Consider the following 20821-nt stretch of genomic DNA (forward strand, 5'->3'; position numbering starts at 1 on the left):
AACGGCCCGGCAGGGTCAACAGCCACCAGTTCCTATCCTTTCCGCCGTGCGTAGCTCCGGGGCGACGGCAAGTAGGTATCGGACTGCCCGGGTATGGTGACCGCGTAGCCGGACTGCACAAGCGCCGCGAGCCGGCCGCCGTGGCAAGTACCCTCGACCACCGGTCCGAACCGAACCCGCCGCGAATTCGAGTACGGACTACCGGTGCGCGGTTGGCGTCCGGTTCGCTAGATTGTATTCAGGCACCAGGAACCACCCAAAAAACCACCCGACAAAGGACTTGAACGTGGAGCCATCAACGCGGAAGTGGCCCGGGCAGATCGATGAAGCTGCCAGGACCGCCGGCGTGGGGAACGATGGTCCGCACTGGTGCAACAGACACAACAAACGCTCCGAATAGGTCTCCCGAATGGTTCCCGCCACGTGCGTGAACCCCTTTGACGGAGCCGACGGCGTCGGAACCTTCTGAGACCGAGGTTCCTCCCCCCAGCCGCCGTCGGCTCCCTAAGTTTTCAGTGCCCCAGTCCTGGCTCGGCCGCCCGCAGGCCGGGCGGCCGTGCCAGAGCTGTGACGGGACGAACAGGCGCCGTGGCGCGGCAGCCCTCCCACGGCCCGCCGCGACGCTTAGACCTCCGCGGCAGGGCCCCGCATGACGCGGCTGCGGGCCGGATCCGACTACTTGGTTTGGAGCACTTTCCGGCGCGCACCTCCTGAGTACATCCACGTAGTCCAGGTTCCGCCCCCGCGTCGGTAATCGAGTAGCACATACGCATCCGCAAATTTCCCGCTGTCAATAAGTTGGACTTATCGGTAGTCATAACTTTGATTGCGAAGGTCTCTCTCATGTTTCAGCAAGAAGCCGGCCTGCCTGCGGGCATCGGCAGAACAGATGTGATGTCAGCCGCCCAACGTCCGGGGAAGGGGCGGCCCGAGAAGCACTACACACGGCACAAAACAGTGGAAGACGTGGTGGCGGCGCTGACATCGGGGTCGGGCTGCGGGGCTGTCATCGTGGGGGAACACGGGGCTGGAAAGTCCTTTATTGCCCAGCGGGCCCTCGAACTGCTGGGGGATGACTACCTGGTCGTCCAGGTCCGGGGCAGTTCCATTTCGTCCAAACTCCCTTACGGTGCCTTGAGCGTCCTGCTCAACGAGCTCGATGCCTCCCACCTGGAACACCCGCTGATGGTGTTGCGGGGTTTGACGCAGCTGCTTCATACCCGGGCCCAGGGCCGCAGCGTCGTCCTCTTTGTCGATAACGCCCATGACCTGGATGAGCTCTCCACCATGATGGTCGCCCAGCTCTGCGCCGGCGGACACGTCCTGCTGCTTGCAGCGTGCGTTGACCTGCCCAACCTGGGCAGCGACATCATGGGACTCTGGAAGGACGATCTGCTGCGCAGGGTGGACCTTGGCCCCTTCGATTTCCGCGAAACGGCCGACAGCCTTTCCCAGGAGTACGGCGGGCACTTCTCCCACACCGCGGCACGTGCCCTCTGGAACGCCAGCGGCGGCAACCCGCTCTTCCTGCACTCCCTGGCACGGGAGCAGATTAAGCTCGGAATAATCGTCCGCCACGAGGATTCCTGGGTCTTGGGGGACAAGCCGGTGGCTCTGGCCGGTGAGATCCGGGATGTGCTCAAGGCCCGTCTGAACCGGCTCAGCCCCGGCCAGCGCGATGTGTTTGAGCTCTTGTCGCTCGCCGGAGCGTTGCCCCTGCAGACCCTGATGAGCGTGTCCCGGGCGCAGGACATTGACACGCTGCAGGAGCGGGCGCTGATCCGCGTCAGCCATGAGCACCCGCCCATGGTGAGCATCGCCAATCCGGTCACGGCCGGAATCGTGGCCAGCGTGGTGCCGCCCGGCCGCAGCGCCGAGCTTCGGCGCCGGCTGGGAGCTGTACTTCAGGATCAGGATCTCGACGCATTCACGGGCTCCACGGCGGTCGCGTGGGCACTGGACTGCGGGGAAGAGGTTGACCCCAGACTGGCGCTGGCGGCGGCCCGCGCCGCGAATAAGACATCCGACCCGCAGTCGGCCCTGAGGTTCGCCCGCGAAATCGCGGGCGGGGAGAAACTGGCGGAAGTGGCCGTCGAATCCGCCCGGGCGTTCATCTCCCTGCACAATGACGACGCCGCCCGCCGCATCCTGGCCGAGGTTGAACAGCGGGCCGGTGAGGGGCTGCCGCTGGATGAGTGGGCCTCGCTGCAGCTGCTGTGGGCTGAACTGGACAGGCGCAGCCCAGCAGCGCCGGCCAGTGCACTGGCACGGCTGCAGGAGATTGAACTGCGGCTTACGGTGTCCGGGGACGACGGGGCTGCGCCGGGACCGCTGGCCGAGCGTGTGCGCCTGGCCTATGCCGAGCTGGCCGCCTTCGAAGGCCGGTACGGCGATGTTCTGCAAATGTTCGAGGACGCGGGTTCCACCGACCTCGGCAGTGAGGCGAAGATCATCGCCGCGAGCCTGCTGTGTGAGGCTAAGGCTGTCACCGGCGACGTCCTGGGAGCGGTGGGGCTCGGCAGGCAAGTCATTCTCGCCGCGGGCGCCCTCGACCTGTCCGACACATCGATGCGGGAAATCCGCGGGCGGTTCCTGCTGCTCCTGCTGTTGTCCGCGAAGTTCCGTGAGGCGGCAGACTTCCTCGCCGACACTTCCGAATCGTGGGACCAGCAAGCCCGGCTGGGCGGCATGTTCGAAATCGGCCAGGGGATCGTGGATCTCCATCGTGGCCATCTCACCGGTGCTGTCCAGCGGCTGCAGTCCGGGGTCTGGCAGCTCAGCGTGCACGATCCGGACGCTGTTGCCGGGCTCGCAACCGCAGCCTGTGCGTACGCCTTCGCGCTTCAGGGCGATGAGGACAAAGCCGGCGCCCTGCTGGTGGATGTCGAGGAGCAGCAGCCCCGGGCAACGTGGCTCGTGAACCGCATCACCCGGTACTTTGAGCTGTCCGCGAAGGCGGAAATCGGCCAGAAGACCGAGGCCCTCCGCGCGCTGAAGCTGGAAGCTGACATTGACACGGACGCGTCGGCGCTGGCTACCGGCCTGCAGTTCCTCTCGGCAGTGGCCCGGCTGGGAGACCGCCAGGCCAGCCAGAAACTCAGCGACCTTGCGGACCAGGTCACCGGGCACTTCGCCGGTCTGTGCTCGCGGCTTGCGGAAGGCCTGGCGGATGCCGATAGCGAGGAGTTGCTGGCGACGTCCAAGGACGCCGACGCTGCAGGCCACGCGGTCTTCGCCAGGGACGTGACCCGGAAGGCGGTCAGCTGTGCCAACGACGCCGGGAACCGCATCTCCCTCCGGATGGCCCAGCGCACGCAGCAGTCCCTGGAAGACCGGTTCGGGAACCCCCGGAACGGCGTGCTCTCATTGCTGACCTCCACGTTGACGGCCCGGGAATCTGAGGTGGCGGTCAGGGCGGCCGCGGGTACGTCCAACCGGAAGATCGCCGACGAGATGCACGTCTCGGTCCGCACCGTTGAGGGGCACCTCTACCAGGTGTATGCGAAACTCCACGTTGCGAGCAGGTCGGAACTCAAAGATGTCATCTCCGGACCAGTGGAACACGCCCGCCTGGGCTGACCGACCCGGCGCCCCCACGTCCGGGCGGTCCGGGCGGGCCCGGCGCCCACGACTCCGGTCGGTCCGGAAGCCCACGCGCGACCGCAGGGGGGCAACGGGTGGAGAGCCTGACTGAGTCCGCCACCCTGGTGGGCCGGGCCGGCGTCGTCAAGGACATCGTCAGATGCCTGCGCGACGGCGGGACCTCCGGTGCGCTCATCGTCGGCAACCCGGGCACCGGGAAGACCGCAGTGTCCCGGGCCGTCATCCGGGAACTCCGGCCCCACACCGCCGTCATCCGGCTCGCAGCAACGTCGGCGCTGTCTGCCGTGCCCTTCGGCGCGCTTTCGCCCTACCTCGGCGAACTGCCCGCCCACGATCTGGATTCCTTTGCCGCCGTCGTCAAGGCCGTGACGGACAGCATCAAGTCCCAGCCCAGCAAGCCGCTCTTCGTGATCGATGACGCCCAGTGCCTGGACCGCGGGACGACGCAGCTTGTTGCGCAGGCGGTCGCGACCGGTGCTGCCAGCATGCTGGCAACGTGCCGGCCGGGTTTGCTGATTCCGGAGGAATTCCTGGCCCTCTGGGATGACGGCATCGTCGCGAAGTTTGACCTCGAGCCGCTCACCCGGACCGAAGTGCACCAGCTCTGCGAGCAGGTGCTCCGCGCCGACGTCTCGCCGTGGGCCAGCGCGCTGTTCGCCGATGCTTCCGCGGGAAACCCGTTCATGCTCCTGTCCCTGATCGAACACGCCCGGGACACCGGGGCCCTGGAACTGCGCCACGGCATCTGGTTCCTCATCTCTACCCCCGGCCTGGCCGATATTCCCGTAGCTGACCTGATCGGCCACGAACTCCGGTCGATGTCACCCGAGGAAAGGACAGCCGCCGCGATAGTGGCCCTGGCGGGACCGCTGCCGCTGGGCCAGTTATTGGGCTTTGGCGGCCCGAAGGCTGTCGACGCGCTGGAACGGGCCGGGATCATCAGCGTCTCACGAGGCGCCGACCGGACGGTCCGTCCCGCCAGTCCGCTGATCGGAGAGATCATTCGCCGCTGGGTTCCGGCCGGGAAAAGCGCCGGACTGCGTGCCAGCTTCGTCTCGCTCCCTCCGGGAGGGCCGGTGCCCCCGGACGCCTTCCTGAACCGGGTTCGGTGGGCGCTGGACTGCGGAGCCGTTGTGCCGCCGGACGAGCTCCTCAAAGCGGCGTGCACCGCCAACGCCGCCCTCGACGCCCGGGCCGCGATGCGGACCGCGGAGGCCATTTCCGATGATGCGAAGCTGCCCGAGGCCCGGTTGCAGATGGCCTACGCGCGATACCTGCTGGGCGACCGCCAGCAGTCCGCAAAATTTCTGCAGCTCGCGGAGCCCATGCCGAACGGCAACGCCCGCTATCTGGCCGCCCTGCTCTCGGCCCGGCTGACGGGGCGGACGACGCCGGGGACCGGCGCGGCACCCGAGCGGAGCGGTATTCCCGCCGGAACAGGCCCTGCCGGAGCAGAGCCCGCCGCAACACCCGCCGGACCGGCAGGCTCCGGGCGTCCGAGCAACGGCCAATGGGTCTTCCGCAGCGACGCCGGGGCGGGGCCGTCGTGGCTGGATCTGGCCGCGATCGCCGTGGCGGCGGGGACAGCCCCGGGCAGCCAGCCCGCCGCGGGCCAACCTGGCGGCGGCCAGGAGGACCGGGAGGGCGGGCTGAACCGGCTGGTGGTGGCCGCCGGGGACCGGCAGGAGATCAAGATCCCGGCTGAGTCGCTGCTCGCCGAATTGCTCTGCGCCAAGGGCCGGGTCGTGGACGGCCTGGGGCTGGCCCGCGAGGCCTGGCAGGAGGCGCGAAGCGCCAGCGCGGCGCTGCCCCTCGTGTATGAAGACCTTCTGGTGCGCTACAGCCTGAGCCTGAATTGGGCCGGGGAATGGGAAGCTCTCGCCGCGGCCCTCGATGAGTACGAGGCCGACTATCCCTCGCGGCTGCTGCTCAGCGGAGGCATCCTGCACCTGATGCGGGGCCTCGCCCGCGTCCGCCAGGGGCGCATGCCGGAGGGAATTGCCGAACTCGTTCTCGGCGTCGAGGATCTTACGATTGCCGATCCCTGGGAATTGCTGCCCTTCGCCCATTCGGTCGCAGCGTACGCCGCCTCCGTGGTGGGCCACACGCGGGACGCCGAGGAGCACGCGGCCGCTTTCCGGCTGTCCCGGTACCGCGGGCCGGGGGCACTGCCGTTGCTCGCGGAGGCGTACTCGACCGCGGCCGGCGGAGCACCGGGCGGTGTTGCCGAGGTCAGCAAGAGGCTCGGCGGACTGGCCGAGGAGGCCAGGCGGCAGGGTCTGCGGGGGATTGAGACGGACATCAGGCGACTGGCCGTGCGCCGCGGGGACACTGCGGCCGCGGACGGTCTCGCCCGGAGCAGCCTCGCGGTTGAGGGGCGGGAGGCCGGCATGCTGCACGACTACGCGCTCGCGGTGCAACATGCTGACGACGCCGAACTCGTCAGGATCAGTGACAAGGCGCTGCGTGCCGGCTATGTGCTCCTGGCACTCGAAGCGGCGCAACAGGCGGAACGATGCCTCGCCGAAAGCACCGACAAACGGAAACTGCTCGCTGTCCAGCGCAAGATCCAGAACCGGATGACTGCTGCCGGCATGGCCGCCCACATTGACCTGGTCCGTCCTGAACAGGATGCCGAACTCACCGCCCGGGAAACCGAAATCCTGGACCTCGTGTCCGGCGGAGCGAGCAACGCGGAGATAGCCCGGCGGCTCTGCGTGTCCCAGCGGACCGTGGAAGGACACCTCTACCGGGTGTTCGCCAAACTGGGCGTCAGCCGGCGGGTCGACCTCATCGACACCGGCGGCGACTCACACCGGCCCTGAGGCCTCCCGGGGACAACGCTGAGGGACAACCCTGGACAACACGGGGCACGCCAGAACCACGGCAGAATCGGGGGCACCGTTCCGTGGGATGATGGAAAGTAGTCCATTTAACCCGATCCGAGGAGGCCAGCGTGGCTTTTGTGCCGACGTCAGAGTCCCGGGCCCTGCTCTCGCCTGCCCTGACTGACGACGAGGTGTTGCGGATCCGCAATGACTTCCCCATCCTCTCCCGGCCCATGGGCGGCCACCCCCTGATCTACCTCGACTCCGGGGCGACCTCGCAGAACCCCATCAGCGTCATCGAGGCCGAGCAGGAGTTCTATGAGCAGCGGAACGCCGCCGTTCACCGCGGCGCGCACCTGCTCGCCGTGGAAGCCACGGAGTCCTTCGAGGACGCCCGCGAGACCCTGGCCGCCTTTGTGGGCGCCGGCGCCGACGAGATCATCTGGACCTCCAACGCCACCGAGGGACTGAACCTCCTCAGCTACGCGTTCCTGAACTCGTCTCTGCCGGGGGCCGCCGGGCCGGCGGCACGCTTCGCCCTGGGAGCCGGCGACGAGATTGTCGTCACCGAGATGGAGCACCACGCGAACCTCATCCCGTGGCAGCAGCTCGCGGAGCGGACCGGTGCGACCCTTCGCTTCATCCCGGTCAACGATGCCGGGGCGCTGGACCTCGACGCCGCCGCCGGCATTGTCGGCCCGGCCACCAGGGTCCTGGCCTTCAGCCACGCCTCGAATGTCCTGGGCACCATCAACCCGGTCAAGACCCTGGTGGCGATGGCCCGCCGGGTCGGTGCCCTGACCGTGCTGGATGCCTGCCAGTCCGCGCCGCACCTGCCCCTGGACGTCAAGGACCTGGGCGTGGACTTCGCGGTCCTCTCGGGCCACAAGATGCTGGGGCCCACCGGCATCGGCGTGCTGTACGGCCGGTCCGAACTGCTGAACGCGCTGCCGCCGTTCCTCACCGGCGGATCGATGATCACTACGGTGACGATGGAGCGCGCCGCCTTCCTGCCCGCCCCGCAGCGCTTCGAAGCAGGGACCCAGAAGGTTTCCCAGGCCATCGCGCTCGCCGCTGCGGCGAACTACCTCACCGAGACAGGCATGGACCGCGTCCACGCCTGGGAATCCCTGCTCGGGCAGCGCCTCGTCGAAGGCCTCTCATCCATTCCCGGCATCCGCGTCCTCGGACCGGCCCCCGGAGAGGAGCGGATCGGCCTCGCTTCCTTCGACGTCGCCGGTGTGCACGCGCACGACGTCGGTCAGTTCCTGGACAGCAAGGGAATTGCCGTCCGGGTGGGCCACCACTGCGCGCAGCCGCTTCACCGGCGCCTGGGCCTGACGGCCAGCACGAGGGCCAGCACCTACCTGTACAACACAACGTCTGACGTGGACGCCTTCCTCGCGGCTGTCGCCGGGGTCCGAGCCTACTTTGGAGCCTAAGGACTTTTCCGCATGAGCCTTGAACAGCTGTACCAGCAGATCATCCTGGAACACGCGAAACTGCGTGCCGGCAGCGGGCTGGCGGAGACGCCGGTTCCCGCAGGGGCGTCGTCCGGGCAGTCCCACCAGCTCAATCCTGTCTGCGGGGATGAGATCACCGTCCGCGTGGCGGTGTCCGACGGGAAGGTCGCCCAGCTGCGCTGGGACGGCGAGGGCTGTTCGATCTCCATGGCCTCGGCCTCGGTGCTCGCCGAGCTTGCCGAAGGGATGGACGTCGGCAGCTTCACAGCGGTGATCGGCAACTTCCGGGACGTCCTGCGGTCCCGCGGGAAACTCGCCGCCGATCCCGAAATCCTCGGCGACGCTTCAGCCTTTGAAGGTGTTTCGAAATACGCCGCCCGGGTGAAGTGCGCCATGATCTCCTGGGTTGCAGCCGAAGACGCCCTGGCCCAGGCGATGACGTCCAGCACCGCGGCACCGTAGACCTGTCGGGTAGAACCTGGCCGGTGCCTGCGGCCCGGGCCGGGCGGCGTGGCCGCGCCCTTAGCTGAGCAGGCCGGCAATCCCGATGGCCGCCGTCGCCGCCCCGAGCAGCATGGAGATGCTGACCAGGACGATGTGGACCGTGAGGAAGCGGGTGGCTTTGCCGTTCGCGTCGCGGGACCTCGGATCCTTCATGACCCGGCGCAGGAACTGCGGCCAGACAACAAGGGACCAGACGCCGGCCACGATCAGGACGACGGCCAGAATTGCCGGCAGCTCCATATGCTAGTGGCTTTCGAGCCAGGCCTGGGCCTGGGTGGACTGGATGTTCAGGGCCTTGCCCACCATCGGCTCGGCCGCTTCGGCAATCTTGCCGCCCAGGAACGGCACCGAGGACGTCACGGTGCCCTCGAGCTCGATCCGGGTGCTGCCGCCGTCGGAGACGAGGCGCTGGACGGCGTTGACGTCCAGCGGCGCGCCGGAGACTTTCAGGGTGATGTTGCTCAGCCGCGAGCCGTCGGCAGCGGGCGCGTCCCAGCTCTCGAGCTGCGTCACCTTCAGGCTTTCGCCGACGAACTTCCTCGCAATGTCCGGCATCCGGTTGGTCGGGATGGTCCGCACGGTCGTGGTGCTGAAGGCGCCGGCCGTGTCGCCGTCGACGGAGAAGGATTCGAGGGTGCCGCCGACGAGTTCGCTCGTGTGGCGCAGGAAGTCCTCATTGACGAATACGGCGGTGACGCGGTCAACGTGGTGCGGAAGGTTGGTGGATGCACTCAATGCCATGGGGGTCCTCCGTGGGGGTGGAACTGGTCGTTTCGGGCTCCAAACATCCTACGCGGTGTGCCCGGCCGGCTCCGATTCCTCGTCCTGGAGGGCCTTCGCCGCGGCCGTGATGTTCCGCGACATGGCCGGGAAGATCAGGCTGTGGAACGGCAGCACCGCCAGCCAGTACAGGCGCCCGCTGAGACCCTTCGGGAAGAAGATGGCCCGCTGGCGGTAACGGCTGCCCGTTCCCTCCGGCTCCACCGACAGCTCCAGCCAGGCCCGGCCCGGCGCCCGCATTTCGGCGCGCAGCCGCAGCAGCCGGCCGCGTTCGATCCGTTCCGCCCGCCACCAGTCCACCACTTCGCCTTCGGCCAGCAGGTGCGGGTGCCGGCGGCCGCGCAGCAGCCCGGCCCCGCCGGTGAGCTTGTCCAGCAGACCGCGGATGCGCCAGGCCAGCGGCATGGAGTACCAGCCGTTCTGCCCCCCGATCCCTTCGATGATGGTCCAGACGTGCTTGGGATCGACGTCGCTGGAGTAGCTGCGCTCATCCAGGTAGACAAGGTGCCCGGCCCACTCGGGGTCGGAGGGGAGCGGGTCCGCGTCGGCGCCGGCGCTGGCCCACGTGGTCTGCACCTGGCCGTCGCGCTCCTTGCCCAGGGCGAGGGCCACGGCCCGGCGGTACGGGGTGAGTCCGCCTTCCGGCGGGGGGATGTACGCGTCGATGTCATGTTCCCGGGAGACGGCGTCGTGCTGGAGGGACTCCACGAGGGGCAGGGACATCGAGAGCGGGATCGGCGTGGTCAGCGCGACCCACACGCCGGCCAGCTTCGGCGCGGGAATGGGGAGCGCCAGGACCACGCGGTGCGGGAGCCCGGCCTCCGCGGCGTATTCCTGCATCATGCCCGCGTAGCTGAGGACCTGGCGGCAGCCGATGTCGAAGGTGCGGTTGATCGGGCCGTCCAGCGCCGCGGCGCCGACGAGGTAGTGCAGGACATCGCGCACGGCGATTGCCTCGATCTTGTTGCGCACCCAGCTGGGGGCGGGCATCAGGGGCAGCGTCTCGGACAGGTGGCGGATCATTTCGAACGACGCCGAACCGGAGCCGATCACGACGCCTGCCTGGAAAACGATGGCGTCGACGGGACTGTCGAGGAAGACCTTGCCCACGGCTTCGCGGGACCGCATGTGGGTGGAGAGTTCGGCGTCGGCGGGGTGCAGGCCGCCCAGGTAGACGATCCGGTCCACGCCGGCGTCCGCCGCGGCCCGCGCCGCGGTCTCGGCCATCGCCTTTTCCTTGGCTTCGAAGCCCGATCCGGCCGCCATCGAATGGACCAGGTAGTAGAGCACATCGACGCCGTCCAGGGCCGCGCGCAGGGCATCGCCGTCGTCGAGGCTGCTCTGGACGACCTCGACGTCGGCTAGCCACGGCACGCCGGCGATCTTGGCCGGCGTCCGGACCAGGACCTTCACGGTGTGCCCGGCTTCGAGCAGGCGGGGGACCAGCCGGCCGCCGATGTAGCCGGTGGCGCCGGTGACGAGCACCGTTCGTGGTTTGCCGTTCTTTGCGGGCGGGGTGTGTGCGGATTCGGGGGTGCCGGTCATGGTGACTCCTTGTCGTCTATGAAGCATTCGGAGCGCCAGGCCGTTCGGACGGCCCTGTCTCCTGCCAGCCTAGTCCGGCCGCCGCGTGGGCCGGCAGGTCCGTGACCCGTCGGCAGCACCTTCCTGACCCTCCTGCTCCTCCTGCATCTTCCGGCCCAGCAGTCCCAAGAATTTTCCAAGGCCCCACGAGGAGACTGACGCCATCCAGTGAACCGAGCGACCACGTTGAGGGGGGAGCCGGTGCGACTCGATGGAGGAACAATCATGGCGAAACATCGCAAGACCCGGGGGAGGGACGGCGGCCCCCTGGCTCGAGGGAAGTCACCAGGCGTTACGCGCAAAGTTGCGGCCGGTGCGCTCGCTCTCCTGCTCAGTGCCGGGGTCGTCCCGTCCGTGCTGGCGCCGGCGGTTTCCGCGGCGCCGACCGGTCAGGGATTCACGCTCAACGCAGGCGACATGCGGTTCATTCTGAAGCAGATCAAGATCGCCGAAAACCACGCCACCAAGGAGGACGCCCAGGGCAACGATGTTCCGGGCCAGCCGCTCATGGGCCTCGGCCCCAACCAGATCGCCAACCCGCTGCTGCCCTACGGTCTCCGCACGGTGGACGGCACGGAAAACAACCTGGTGGAAGGCCAGAACGATTTCGGGTCCGCCAGCCGGGTGTTCCCGCGCCTCTCGGATCCTGAATGGCGTACCTCGACCGGCGGACAGAGCTACCAGTCGGTGAATTCCAACGTCACTGACAGCAATCCGCGCTTCGTCAGCAACGTGATCGTGGACCAGACCGCCAGCAACCCGGCGGCCGTGGCCGCCGCGGGGCAGGCACACCGGACGGTCAATGACAGCCCGACCGCGGTGCCCTGCGATGGCGCGGGGCTGCCGGAAAACTGCGTGCCCGAGGGCGCCACCCTGGACATCCCGAACGTCACGACCGACTTCGGGCTCTCCCCGCCGTACAACGGCATGTTCGCGTTGTTCGGACAGTTCTTCGATCACGGCGTGGATTTCACCAAGAAGACGAAGAACGTCGTGATGATGCCGCTCGCGGAGGACGATCCGCTGTACGTTCCGGGCGGGCGCACCAATTTCATGCTGCTCAGCCGGGCGGAGAACCAGGCCGGCCCCGACGGCGAACTCGGCACCGATGACGATATCCAGGACGCCACCAACACCGATTCGCCCTGGGTGGACCAGAGCCAGACGTACGCGTCCCATCCCGCGCACCAGGTGTTCCTGCGCGAATACACGCTGAACGAGAACGGCGATCCCGTTGCCAGCGGCGAGCTGATCGAGGGCGAACCGGGCGGCATGGCCACGTGGGCGCACGTCAAGGAGCAGGCCCGGGACCTTCTTGGCCTGGAACTGTCGGACTATGACGTCGCCGACATCCCGAAGATCGCAACCGACCAGTACGGCCGTTTCCTGCGCGGGCCCAACGGACTCCCGCAGTACGAGACCGAAACCGGCCGGGTTGAAGGCAACCTGGCCGACCCGGTCGCGCCGCCGGCCGACGTCGAGCGCATCGGCATCGCCTTCCTGGACGACATCGCGCACAACGCGGCGCCGTTCAGCTCCCAGACCGGGCTGGCGCTGAACGCCGACGGCGACGGCGACCTCAACCCGGTCACCCAGCCCCTCGCAACGCCTGGAACCTACGACGACGAACAGCTCGCCGCGCACTTCGTCGCCGGCGACGGACGGGTCAACGAAAACATCGGCCTGACGGCCATCCACCAGGTGTTCCACTCGGAGCACAACCGGCTGGTCGGCTACATGCAGGGCCTTGTCACGGAGCAGAACATCGACCTGAACGAATGGAAGCTCCCGAACGGCCAGTGGAACGGTGAACGCCTGTTCCAGGCCGCACGGTACGTCACGGAGATGGAATACCAGCACATCGTCTTCGAGGACTTTGCCCGCAAGATCCAGCCCGGTATCAACGGCTTCAACGTGTTCACGCAGTCGGACACCGGCATCGACCCCGCGATCAAGGCGGAGTTCGCCCACGCCACCTACCGGTTCGGGCACTCCATGCTGACCGAGACGATTGACCGGAAGACCAACAACGGCACCGACATCGGCATGCCGCTGCTGGACGCCTTCCTCAATCCCACGGCCTACTACGAAAGCACGGCGGGCACCCTGAACCCGAAGCAGGCCGCCGGTGCCATCGCCATGGGCATGACGGACCAGGTCGGATCCGAACTCGACGAGTTCGTCACCGACACCCTGCGGAACAACGTCCTGGGCCTGCCCCTGGACCTGGCCTCGCTGAACCTGGCCCGCGGCCGGGACACCGGTGTCCCGTCGCTGAACAACTTCCGCTCCCAGCTCTACAACAGCACCGGCGAGTCCTCGCTGAAGCCGTACACCAGCTGGGTGGATTTTGGCCAGAACCTCAAGCACCCGGATTCCGTGGTGAACTTCATGGCTGCCTACGGCACACACCCGACCATCACGGCCGCCACGTCGATCCTTGACAAGCGGGCGGCCGCCCAGCGGCTGTTCGACATGGACACCGCGGATGCGCTGACTCCGACGGACTCCTTCGAGTTCGTCAACAGCACGGGCACCTGGGCGGATGGGGCCACCGGCCTCGGCAACATCGACCTGTGGGTGGGCGGCCTGGCCGAGTACCAGAACCTCTTCGGCGGCCTGCTCGGCTCGACGTTCAACTACATCTTTGAACGGCAGATGACGGACCTGCAGGACGGGGACCGCCTCTACTACCTCTCCCGCACCTCGGGCCTGAACCTGCGGACCCAGCTGGAAGGCAACTCCCTGTCCGAGCTCATCATGCGCAACACCGACGCCGCGGCCCTCAAGGCTGACGTGTTCGGCGTCGCAGACTGCGAGTTCGAGATGAAGAACATTGTCGCCACCACCGGCAACTCGGTTGCCGATGATCCGGCCTCGTCCTGCGACGAAGCTGCACTCCTCATGCGGATGGCGGACGGCACCATCCGGTACCGCGTCAGCAACACCGTCGACCGTCCCGGGCTCAACGCCCAGTCCACGTTCAACGGCCTGGACAACGCGAACCCCGACCTCGCAGTCGACAGGATCTGGGGCGGCATCGACAACGACACCATCTGGGGCAACAACGGCGACGACATTGTCGAAGGCAATGATGGCGCCGACGTCGTCCTCGGCGGCGACGGAAACGATCGCGTCACTGATTCACACGGTGACGACGTCATCAAGGGCGGACCCGGCAACGACGCGATCGACGCCGGACCTGGCCTGGACATCATCATGTCCGGTGAGGGCGACGACTTCTCCAACGGCGGCCTCAACGGCAACGAAACGTTCGCGGGCGAAGGCAACGACCTGGTCCTCTCCGGCGACGGCCCGGACGCCGTGTTCGGCGGCGGCGGCGATGACTGGCAGGAGGGCGGAAACTCCAACGACCTGCTGCAGGGTGACAGCGGCGCACCGTTCTTCGACGACATCAACGCTCCGGGCCATGACGTCCTGATCGGCGACTCGGGCGAAGACGACTATGACGCGGAAGGCGGCGACGACGTGATGGTCGCCGGCCCCGGCATCGAGCGCAACCACGGTGTCTTCGGCTTCGACTGGGTCACCCACGCCCGCTCGATCGAACCGGGCGATTCCGACATGCGCCAGATCATCGTCGACGGGCCCAATGCCCTCAAGGACCGCTTCCTCCTGGTTGAGGCCCTCTCCGGCTGGGACAAGGACGACGTGCTCCGCGGCGACGACGAGGTGCCGTCGGTGCCCAACACCGAAGTCAACGTCGAAGGGCTCACCAACGAGCTCGACGCGGCCGGCATCGCACGGATCAGCGGCCTCGCGGCCCTGCTGCCGGACGGTGCCACCACCTTCGGTGCCGGCAACATCATCATCGGCGGCTCCGGCAGCGACGAGATCTGGGGCAACGGCGCCGATGACATCATCGACGGCGACAAGTGGCTCAACGTCCGGCTCAGCGTGGTCAACGGCCAGGGTGAGGAAACCCGGACCGCCACGACCCTGACGGAACTCCAGGCCGACATCATGGCCGGCAACATCGATCCGGGGAACGTGAAAATCGTCCGGGAGATCCTCTCCACTCCGGGCGGGGCTGACATCGACACAGCTGCCTTCTCCGGGAACCTGGACGAATACGACATCAGCACCGTCGACGGAGTCACCACCGTGACCCACGTCGGCGGCCGGGCAGAAGACGGCACGGACCGGATCACCAACGTCGAACGGCTGCGGTTCTTGGACCAGACCATCAATGTTGTCCCGGACGCTATCGTGGCGCCCGCTGCCCCGGCTGCCCCCACGGCCGTTGGAGGCAATACGACAGCGACCGTGAGCTTCGAAGCACCCGAGGGTGCCGACACGCTCAACCTCGTGGTCCGCACCGGCGGCACCGACTTCAACATCATCGAAGGCATCGCCGCTACGGAGACAAGCCTCGTGGTGGTCGGGCTGACCAACGGCACCGCCTACAACTTCCAGGTTGAGGCAGTCAACGCCGGAGGCACCAGCCCGCGGTCCGCGGCATCGAACGAGGTGACTCCCGCGGTTCCGGCGTCGTCGATGAGGTTGAACGACTTCAACGGTGACGGCTTCACGGACGTTATCTCCCGCGACGCCTCCGGGGAGCTGTGGCTGTACCCCGGCACGGGGACCGGTGACTGGTTCACCCGGCAGAGTCTCGGCGGAGGCTGGAACGTGATGTCGTCGATCGTCAGCGCCGGAGATTTCAACGGCGACGGCGACGCGGACGTGATCGCCCGGGACACCAACGGTGAGCTGTGGCTCTACCGGGGCGACGGGGCCGGCGACTGGCTCCAGCGCCAGAACCTGGGCGGCGGCTGGAACGTGATGACCTCCATCGTGGCCCCGGGGGATTTCAACGGCGACAACCGGCCGGACCTGATCGCCCGGGACAGCAGCGGCGAGCTGTGGCTGTACCCGAACGACGGGGCCGGCGACTGGTCCACCCGCGTTGACCTGGGCGGCGGGTGGAACATCATGAGCTCCATCGTCGCTCCCGGTGACTTCAACGCCGACGGCAAAGTGGACCTGATTGCCCGCGACAGCAGCGGTGAACTGTGGCTCTACCCGGGCAACGGGCAGAACGAATGGTTCACACGTGAGAGTCTCGGGTCGGGCTGGAACACGTTGAACGCGATCACTGCTCCCGGGGATATGAACTCCGACGGCAGGCCTGACGTGATCGCCCGTGACCTTGCGGGCCGGCTCTGGCTCTACCCGAACGACGGTGCCGGTGACTGGCTCACCCGCGTCGACCTGGGCGGGGGCTGGAGCACCATGTCGGCGATCCTGTAACGGTCAGCTCCGCAAGGAAGGTCCTCCGCGTCCCGTCAGGGAGGCGGGGGACCTTCCGTGTGCCCGCCGGGTCCTGCGGGGACCCTGCGGACCCGCCTCCGGGCTGCGCGGTAGGCTTGGGGTACCCGGGATTCTCACGAATTTCGGCTATTCGTGTTGCCTGCATTCCCGTGATCCCTTCAGGAGCAACAGCTATGAGCCTCAACGGCCCCTCTCTCACCGGTCTGCGCCGTGTCCTCGCCGAAGACCGGAACTACGCCCGCGTCCGGGCCGAAGCCGCCCGCGGTTTCGCTGCCCGCAGCGAGGACTACCAGATCAGCGCCCCCGCCGGGCTGCGCTCGGCGCTGCTCGCGGAAATGGCTGACGGGCTAGCTGCGCTAGCGGACAACACAGCGGACGCGACGGCGACGGCGGGCGGCAGCAGCCTCGCTCCGGTCGTCCTGGCCATCACCGCCACCGGCCGTGAGGCCGAAGACCTCACCGAGGCGCTGCGCGCCTTCCTGCCGGCCGACGCCGTCGCAGAGTTCCCCAGCTGGGAAACGCTCCCGCACGAACGGCTCTCCCCGCGCTCGGACACCGTGGGCCGGCGACTGTCGGTGCTGCGCCGGCTCGCGCACCCCGAAACCTCCGCGAGCGGCGCGTTGCGCATTGTCGTGGCCCCGGTGCGCGCCGTCGTGCAGCCGATCGTGGCGGGACTGGGCGAACTGGTCCCGGTCACCCTGACGGTGGGCCAGGACGCACCGTTCAGCGATGTTGTCCGGAGCCTCGCCGACGCCGCCTACGCCCGGGTGGACATGGTGACCCGGCGCGGCGAGTTCGCCGTCCGCGGCGGCATGCTGGATGTCTTCCCGCCCACCGAGGACCACCCCATCCGGGTGGAGTTCTTCGGCGACGAAGTGGACCAGATGCGCTGGTTCGCCGTCGCCGACCAGCGCTCGCTGTCCGCGCCCGGGGTGCACCACCCCACCGAACTGCACGCCCCGCCGTGCCGCGAGATCCTGATCACGCCCTCCGTCATGTCCCGCGCCGCGACGCTGAAATCCCAGCTGCCCGCCGCCGCGGACATGCTGGAGAAGATCGCCGGGGGCATCGCCGTGGAAGGCATGGAATCCCTGGCCCCGGTGCTGGTGGACGCCATGGTGCCGTTCCTGGACCAGTTCCCGGCCGGTTCGATGGCGGTGGTGATCGAACCCGAGAAGGTCCGGACCCGCGCCCATGACCTCGCCGCCACCAACGAGGAATTCCTCGAGGCGGCCTGGTCGACGGCGTCCGACGGGGGCACCGCGCCTCTTGATTTGACCTCCGCGGCCTCGGAGGCCCTCCATTCGGCCAGCTTCCGCTCCCTCACCGAAACCCGCTCCGCGGCCCTCGCGCACGAGGTGTCCTGGTGGTCGATTACCTCCCTGGCCACCGACGAGGAGCTGCTGCCCGACGTCGACGTCCTGAACCTGCACGCCCGCGAACCCCGCGGCTACCAGGGTGACGTCGCCGAAATGATGGCCTTCATCGGCTCGCACGTGCGCGAACAGTGGCGCATCGTCGTCGTCACCGAGGGCCCCGGCCCGGCCCAGCGGCTCGCCGAACTCTTCCACGACAACGACATCCCCTGCGCCCGGGTCGACTCCCTCGACGAGGACCCGCAGGCCGGGCTGATTGAGGTGACGACGGCCGCCGTCGGACGCGGTTTTGTCCTGGAGCCGCTCAAGCTCGCCCTGCTGACCGAGGCTGACCTGCTGGGACGGACCTCCGCCGGCTCCACGAAGGACATGCGCCGGATGCCGTCAAAGCGGCGGAACGCCGTGGACCCGCTGCAGCTCGTGGCCGGCGACTCCGTGGTGCACGAACAGCACGGCATCGGCCGGTTCGTGGAACTGATCCAGCGCCGCGTCGCGGGTGGCGGGGACGGGGTGCGCGAATACCTTGTGCTGGAGTACGCGCCGTCCAAGCGCGGCGCCCCGGGCGACCGGCTCTTTGTCCCGACGGACCAGCTGGACCAGGTCACCCGCTATGTCGGCGGGGACACCCCCGCGCTGAGCAAGATGGGCGGCGCGGACTGGGCCAGCACCAAGTCCCGGGCCCGCAAGGCCGTCAAGGAAATCGCCGGCGAGCTGATCCGGCTCTACTCGGCCCGGATGGCCTCCCGCGGCTACGCCTTCGGCCCCGACACGCCGTGGCAGCGCGAACTCGAGGAAGCCTTCCCGTATGTGGAAACCCCGGACCAGCTGACCACCATCAACGAGGTCAAGGCGGACATGGAGCGGGAGATCCCGATGGACCGGCTGATCTCCGGCGACGTCGGCTACGGCAAGACCGAGATCGCGGTCCGGGCTGCGTTCAAAGCCGTCCAGGACGGCAAGCAGGTCGCCGTGCTGGTGCCCACCACGCTGCTCGCGCAGCAGCACTACGAGACCTTCACCGAACGGTTCTCCGGCTTCCCGCTCGTGGTCAAGCCGCTGTCCCGTTTCCAGGGCGGCAAGGAGGCCAAGGAGACCGCCGAAGGAGTCAAGGCCGGTTCCGTGGACGTCGTGATCGGCACCCACCGGCTGCTGTCCAAGGACTTCGCGTTCAAGGACCTCGGCCTCGTGATCGTGGACGAGGAACAGCGCTTCGGCGTCGAGCACAAGGAGGCGCTCAAGAAGATGCGCACCAACGTGGACGTCCTGGCGATGAGCGCCACCCCGATTCCCCGGACCCTGGAAATGTCACTCACCGGCATCCGCGAGACCTCCACCCTGGCCACCCCGCCGGAGGAACGCCACCCGGTGCTGACCTACGTGGGCCCGTACACGGACAAGCAGACCTCCGCGGCGATCCGCCGCGAACTCATGCGCGAGGGCCAGGTCTTCTTCGTGCACAACCGGGTGTCCACGATCGACCGCACCGCGGCCAAGATCCGCGAACTGGTCCCGGAGGCCCGGGTGGAGGTGGCGCACGGGCAGATGTCCGAGAGCCGGCTGGAGCAGATCATCGTGGACTTCTGGGAGAAGCGCTTCGACGTGCTGGTCTGCACCACCATCATTGAGACCGGCCTGGACATCTCCAACGCCAACACGCTGATCGTGGACGGGGCGGACAAGTACGGCCTGTCCCAGCTGCACCAGCTGCGCGGCCGCGTGGGCCGCGGCCGCGAACGAGCCTACGCGTACTTCCTCTACCCCTCGGAAAAGCCGCTGGGCGAGGTGGCGCTGGAACGGCTCAAAGCCGTCGCCACCCACAACGAGCTCGGCGCCGGCATGCAGCTGGCCATGAAGGACCTCGAGATCCGCGGCGCCGGCAACCTGCTCGGCGGGGAACAGTCCGGCCACATCCAGGGCGTCGGCTTCGACCTCTACATCCGCCTGGTCGGCGAGGCCGTCGCGGAGTACCGGGGCGAGGCCGAGGAGAAGGCCGCGGAGATGAAGATCGAGCTGCCGGTCAACGCGCACCTGCCGCACGACTACGTGCCGGGCGAACGGCTGCGCCTCGAGGCGTACCGCAAGCTCGCCTCGGCCATCACCTACGAGGCGATCGACGAGGTGCTCGCGGAGCTCGTGGACCGCTACGGGGAACTGCCGCTGCCCGCGAAGAACCTGATCGACGTCGCCCGCTTCCGGGTGGGTGCCCGCGAAGCCGGGCTCAGCGACGTCGCCCTGCAGGGGAACTTCATCAAGTTCTCCCCGGCGCAGCTGCCGGAGTCCAAGCTCATGCGGCTCACCCGGATGTACCCCGGTGCGCAGTCGAAGCCGGCCCTGGACGCGGTGCTCATCCCCAAGCCCAAGACCGCCCGGATCGGCGGCCGGGACCTGCAGGATGCCGAGATCCTCGAGTGGGCCAACGGTGTCATCCGCAACATCTTCTCCGACTCGCCTGTATCCGCTGCACCGGCGGTGAAATAAAGCGTGATGGGCGGACACCACGCCGCCTCGGGGGCCGCGGCGTGGGTGGCTATTGCCTCGACGGGGCCGTACGCGCTGGGCTGGTATCCGCTGGACGCAACGGGGATTGTGATCGGCGGGATGGCGACGGCGGGCACCGCCTTGGTCTGCGACTGGGACCACCGCTCCAGCACGGTGGCGCATTCGCTGCCGCCGCTGTCGAACGTGATCGCCGTCGGCATCGAAAACGTCTCCGGCGGGCACCGGCAGGGCACCCATTCCCTGCTCGGCGCGGCGTTCTTTGTGCTGCTCGCGGCGCTGGCCGGACAGTTCCAGCTGCAGACGGACTGGGGGCTGCTGTCGGTGGGCGCCGGTCTGCTGTGCATGTTTATGATCAACATCGCCGCCAAAGCGCTCAAACTCTTCCCGAAGTACGGCTGGATCAGCAACTGGGTCTTCGCCCTCACCATGGCCGGGCTGGTGACCTGGTTCGCGCCGCACCAGTGGACCTGGCTGCCGGTGTCGATGCTGACCGGGGTGCTGGTCCACATCGTCGGGGACATGATCACCACCGGGGGAGTGCCGCTGCTCTGGCCGATCGTGATCAAGCCGCCGAAGCTCCTGCGGAAACTGCCGCTGCTCAGGAACGTCTGGAGGTCCAACGGGGCGTTCTCCATCCCCCTGCTGGGCCGTGCCGGGTCGCGGCGGGAATGGTTCGTGCTGATTCCGGTCAGCGCCTACGCCATGATCGGCCTGTTCGGGGCCGTCCTGGCCCTCGCCCGGCTGCACTGGCCGGACGCCGTCGCGCTGGGGACCGGGCTGATCCAGAGCCTCGTCGGGGTGCTCGCGTCCGCGTAGGATCACCGCTTAAACGGCTGAAGATCCTTAAACGACTGAAGCCCCGGAAATCCGGGGCTTCAGTTATTTAAGA

Annotated in this window: 10 protein-coding genes; 7 read left to right on the forward strand and 3 right to left on the reverse strand. The window is 68.0% G+C overall.

Annotation, left to right across the window (positions count from 1 at the left end; all coding sequences use genetic code 11):
- Window positions 1–843 precede the first annotated feature (843 nt).
- The 4 genes from AC06G6_RS05575 (at window position 844) to sufU (ending at window position 8356) form a co-directional block, all read left to right on the forward strand.
- Window positions 844–3579 carry a helix-turn-helix transcriptional regulator gene (locus tag AC06G6_RS05575; RefSeq protein ID WP_479827133.1) on the forward strand — a complete coding sequence of 912 codons (2736 nt, stop codon included), beginning with the start codon at window positions 844–846 and terminating at the stop codon, window positions 3577–3579.
- 98 nt (window positions 3580–3677) lie between these two features.
- Window positions 3678–6428 (forward strand): helix-turn-helix transcriptional regulator, encoded by a 2751-nt coding sequence (locus AC06G6_RS05580; RefSeq protein ID WP_479827134.1) that lies wholly within the window; start codon window positions 3678–3680, stop codon window positions 6426–6428.
- A 236-nt stretch (window positions 6429–6664) separates the two neighbouring features.
- On the forward strand, window positions 6665–7873 hold the full coding sequence (locus AC06G6_RS05585; RefSeq protein WP_479828549.1) for an aminotransferase class V-fold PLP-dependent enzyme: 1209 nt from the start codon (window positions 6665–6667) through the stop codon (window positions 7871–7873).
- 12 nt (window positions 7874–7885) lie between these two features.
- Window positions 7886–8356: a Fe-S cluster assembly sulfur transfer protein SufU gene (gene sufU / locus AC06G6_RS05590; RefSeq protein ID WP_479827136.1), complete on the forward strand. Its 471-nt coding sequence runs from the start codon at window positions 7886–7888 to the stop codon at window positions 8354–8356.
- A 60-nt stretch (window positions 8357–8416) separates the two neighbouring features.
- Here the strand turns inward: sufU and AC06G6_RS05595 are convergent, their stop codons facing one another.
- Genes AC06G6_RS05595 through AC06G6_RS05605 form a run of 3 tightly spaced genes read right to left on the reverse strand, consistent with a single transcriptional unit; the run spans window position 8417 to window position 10723 of the window.
- A complete protein-coding gene (locus tag AC06G6_RS05595) occupies window positions 8417–8638 on the reverse strand; it encodes an SCO4848 family membrane protein (protein ID WP_479827138.1) in 222 nt (73 codons plus the stop codon).
- A 3-nt stretch (window positions 8639–8641) separates the two neighbouring features.
- Window positions 8642–9139, reverse strand: a complete 498-nt coding sequence (locus tag AC06G6_RS05600; protein ID WP_307459001.1) for a DUF2505 domain-containing protein — start codon at window positions 9137–9139, stop codon at window positions 8642–8644.
- A 48-nt stretch (window positions 9140–9187) separates the two neighbouring features.
- On the reverse strand, window positions 9188–10723 hold the full coding sequence (locus tag AC06G6_RS05605; protein WP_479827140.1) for an SDR family oxidoreductase: 1536 nt from the start codon (window positions 10721–10723) through the stop codon (window positions 9188–9190).
- 264 nt (window positions 10724–10987) lie between these two features.
- Here AC06G6_RS05605 and AC06G6_RS05610 point away from each other — a divergent pair, with 264 nt between their 5' ends.
- From AC06G6_RS05610 to AC06G6_RS05620, 3 genes are all read left to right on the forward strand, one after another.
- On the forward strand, window positions 10988–16036 hold the full coding sequence (locus AC06G6_RS05610; protein WP_479827142.1) for a peroxidase family protein: 5049 nt from the start codon (window positions 10988–10990) through the stop codon (window positions 16034–16036).
- A 194-nt stretch (window positions 16037–16230) separates the two neighbouring features.
- Window positions 16231–19911, forward strand: coding sequence for a transcription-repair coupling factor (mfd, locus tag AC06G6_RS05615; RefSeq protein ID WP_479827144.1), 3681 nt, complete (start codon window positions 16231–16233; stop codon window positions 19909–19911).
- Between the two features lie 6 nt (window positions 19912–19917).
- Window positions 19918–20748, forward strand: coding sequence for a metal-dependent hydrolase (locus tag AC06G6_RS05620; protein WP_479827146.1), 831 nt, complete (start codon window positions 19918–19920; stop codon window positions 20746–20748).
- The last annotated feature ends 73 nt before the right edge of the window (window positions 20749–20821 follow it).

Source organism: Arthrobacter sp. CJL-S3 (assembly GCF_056711635.1).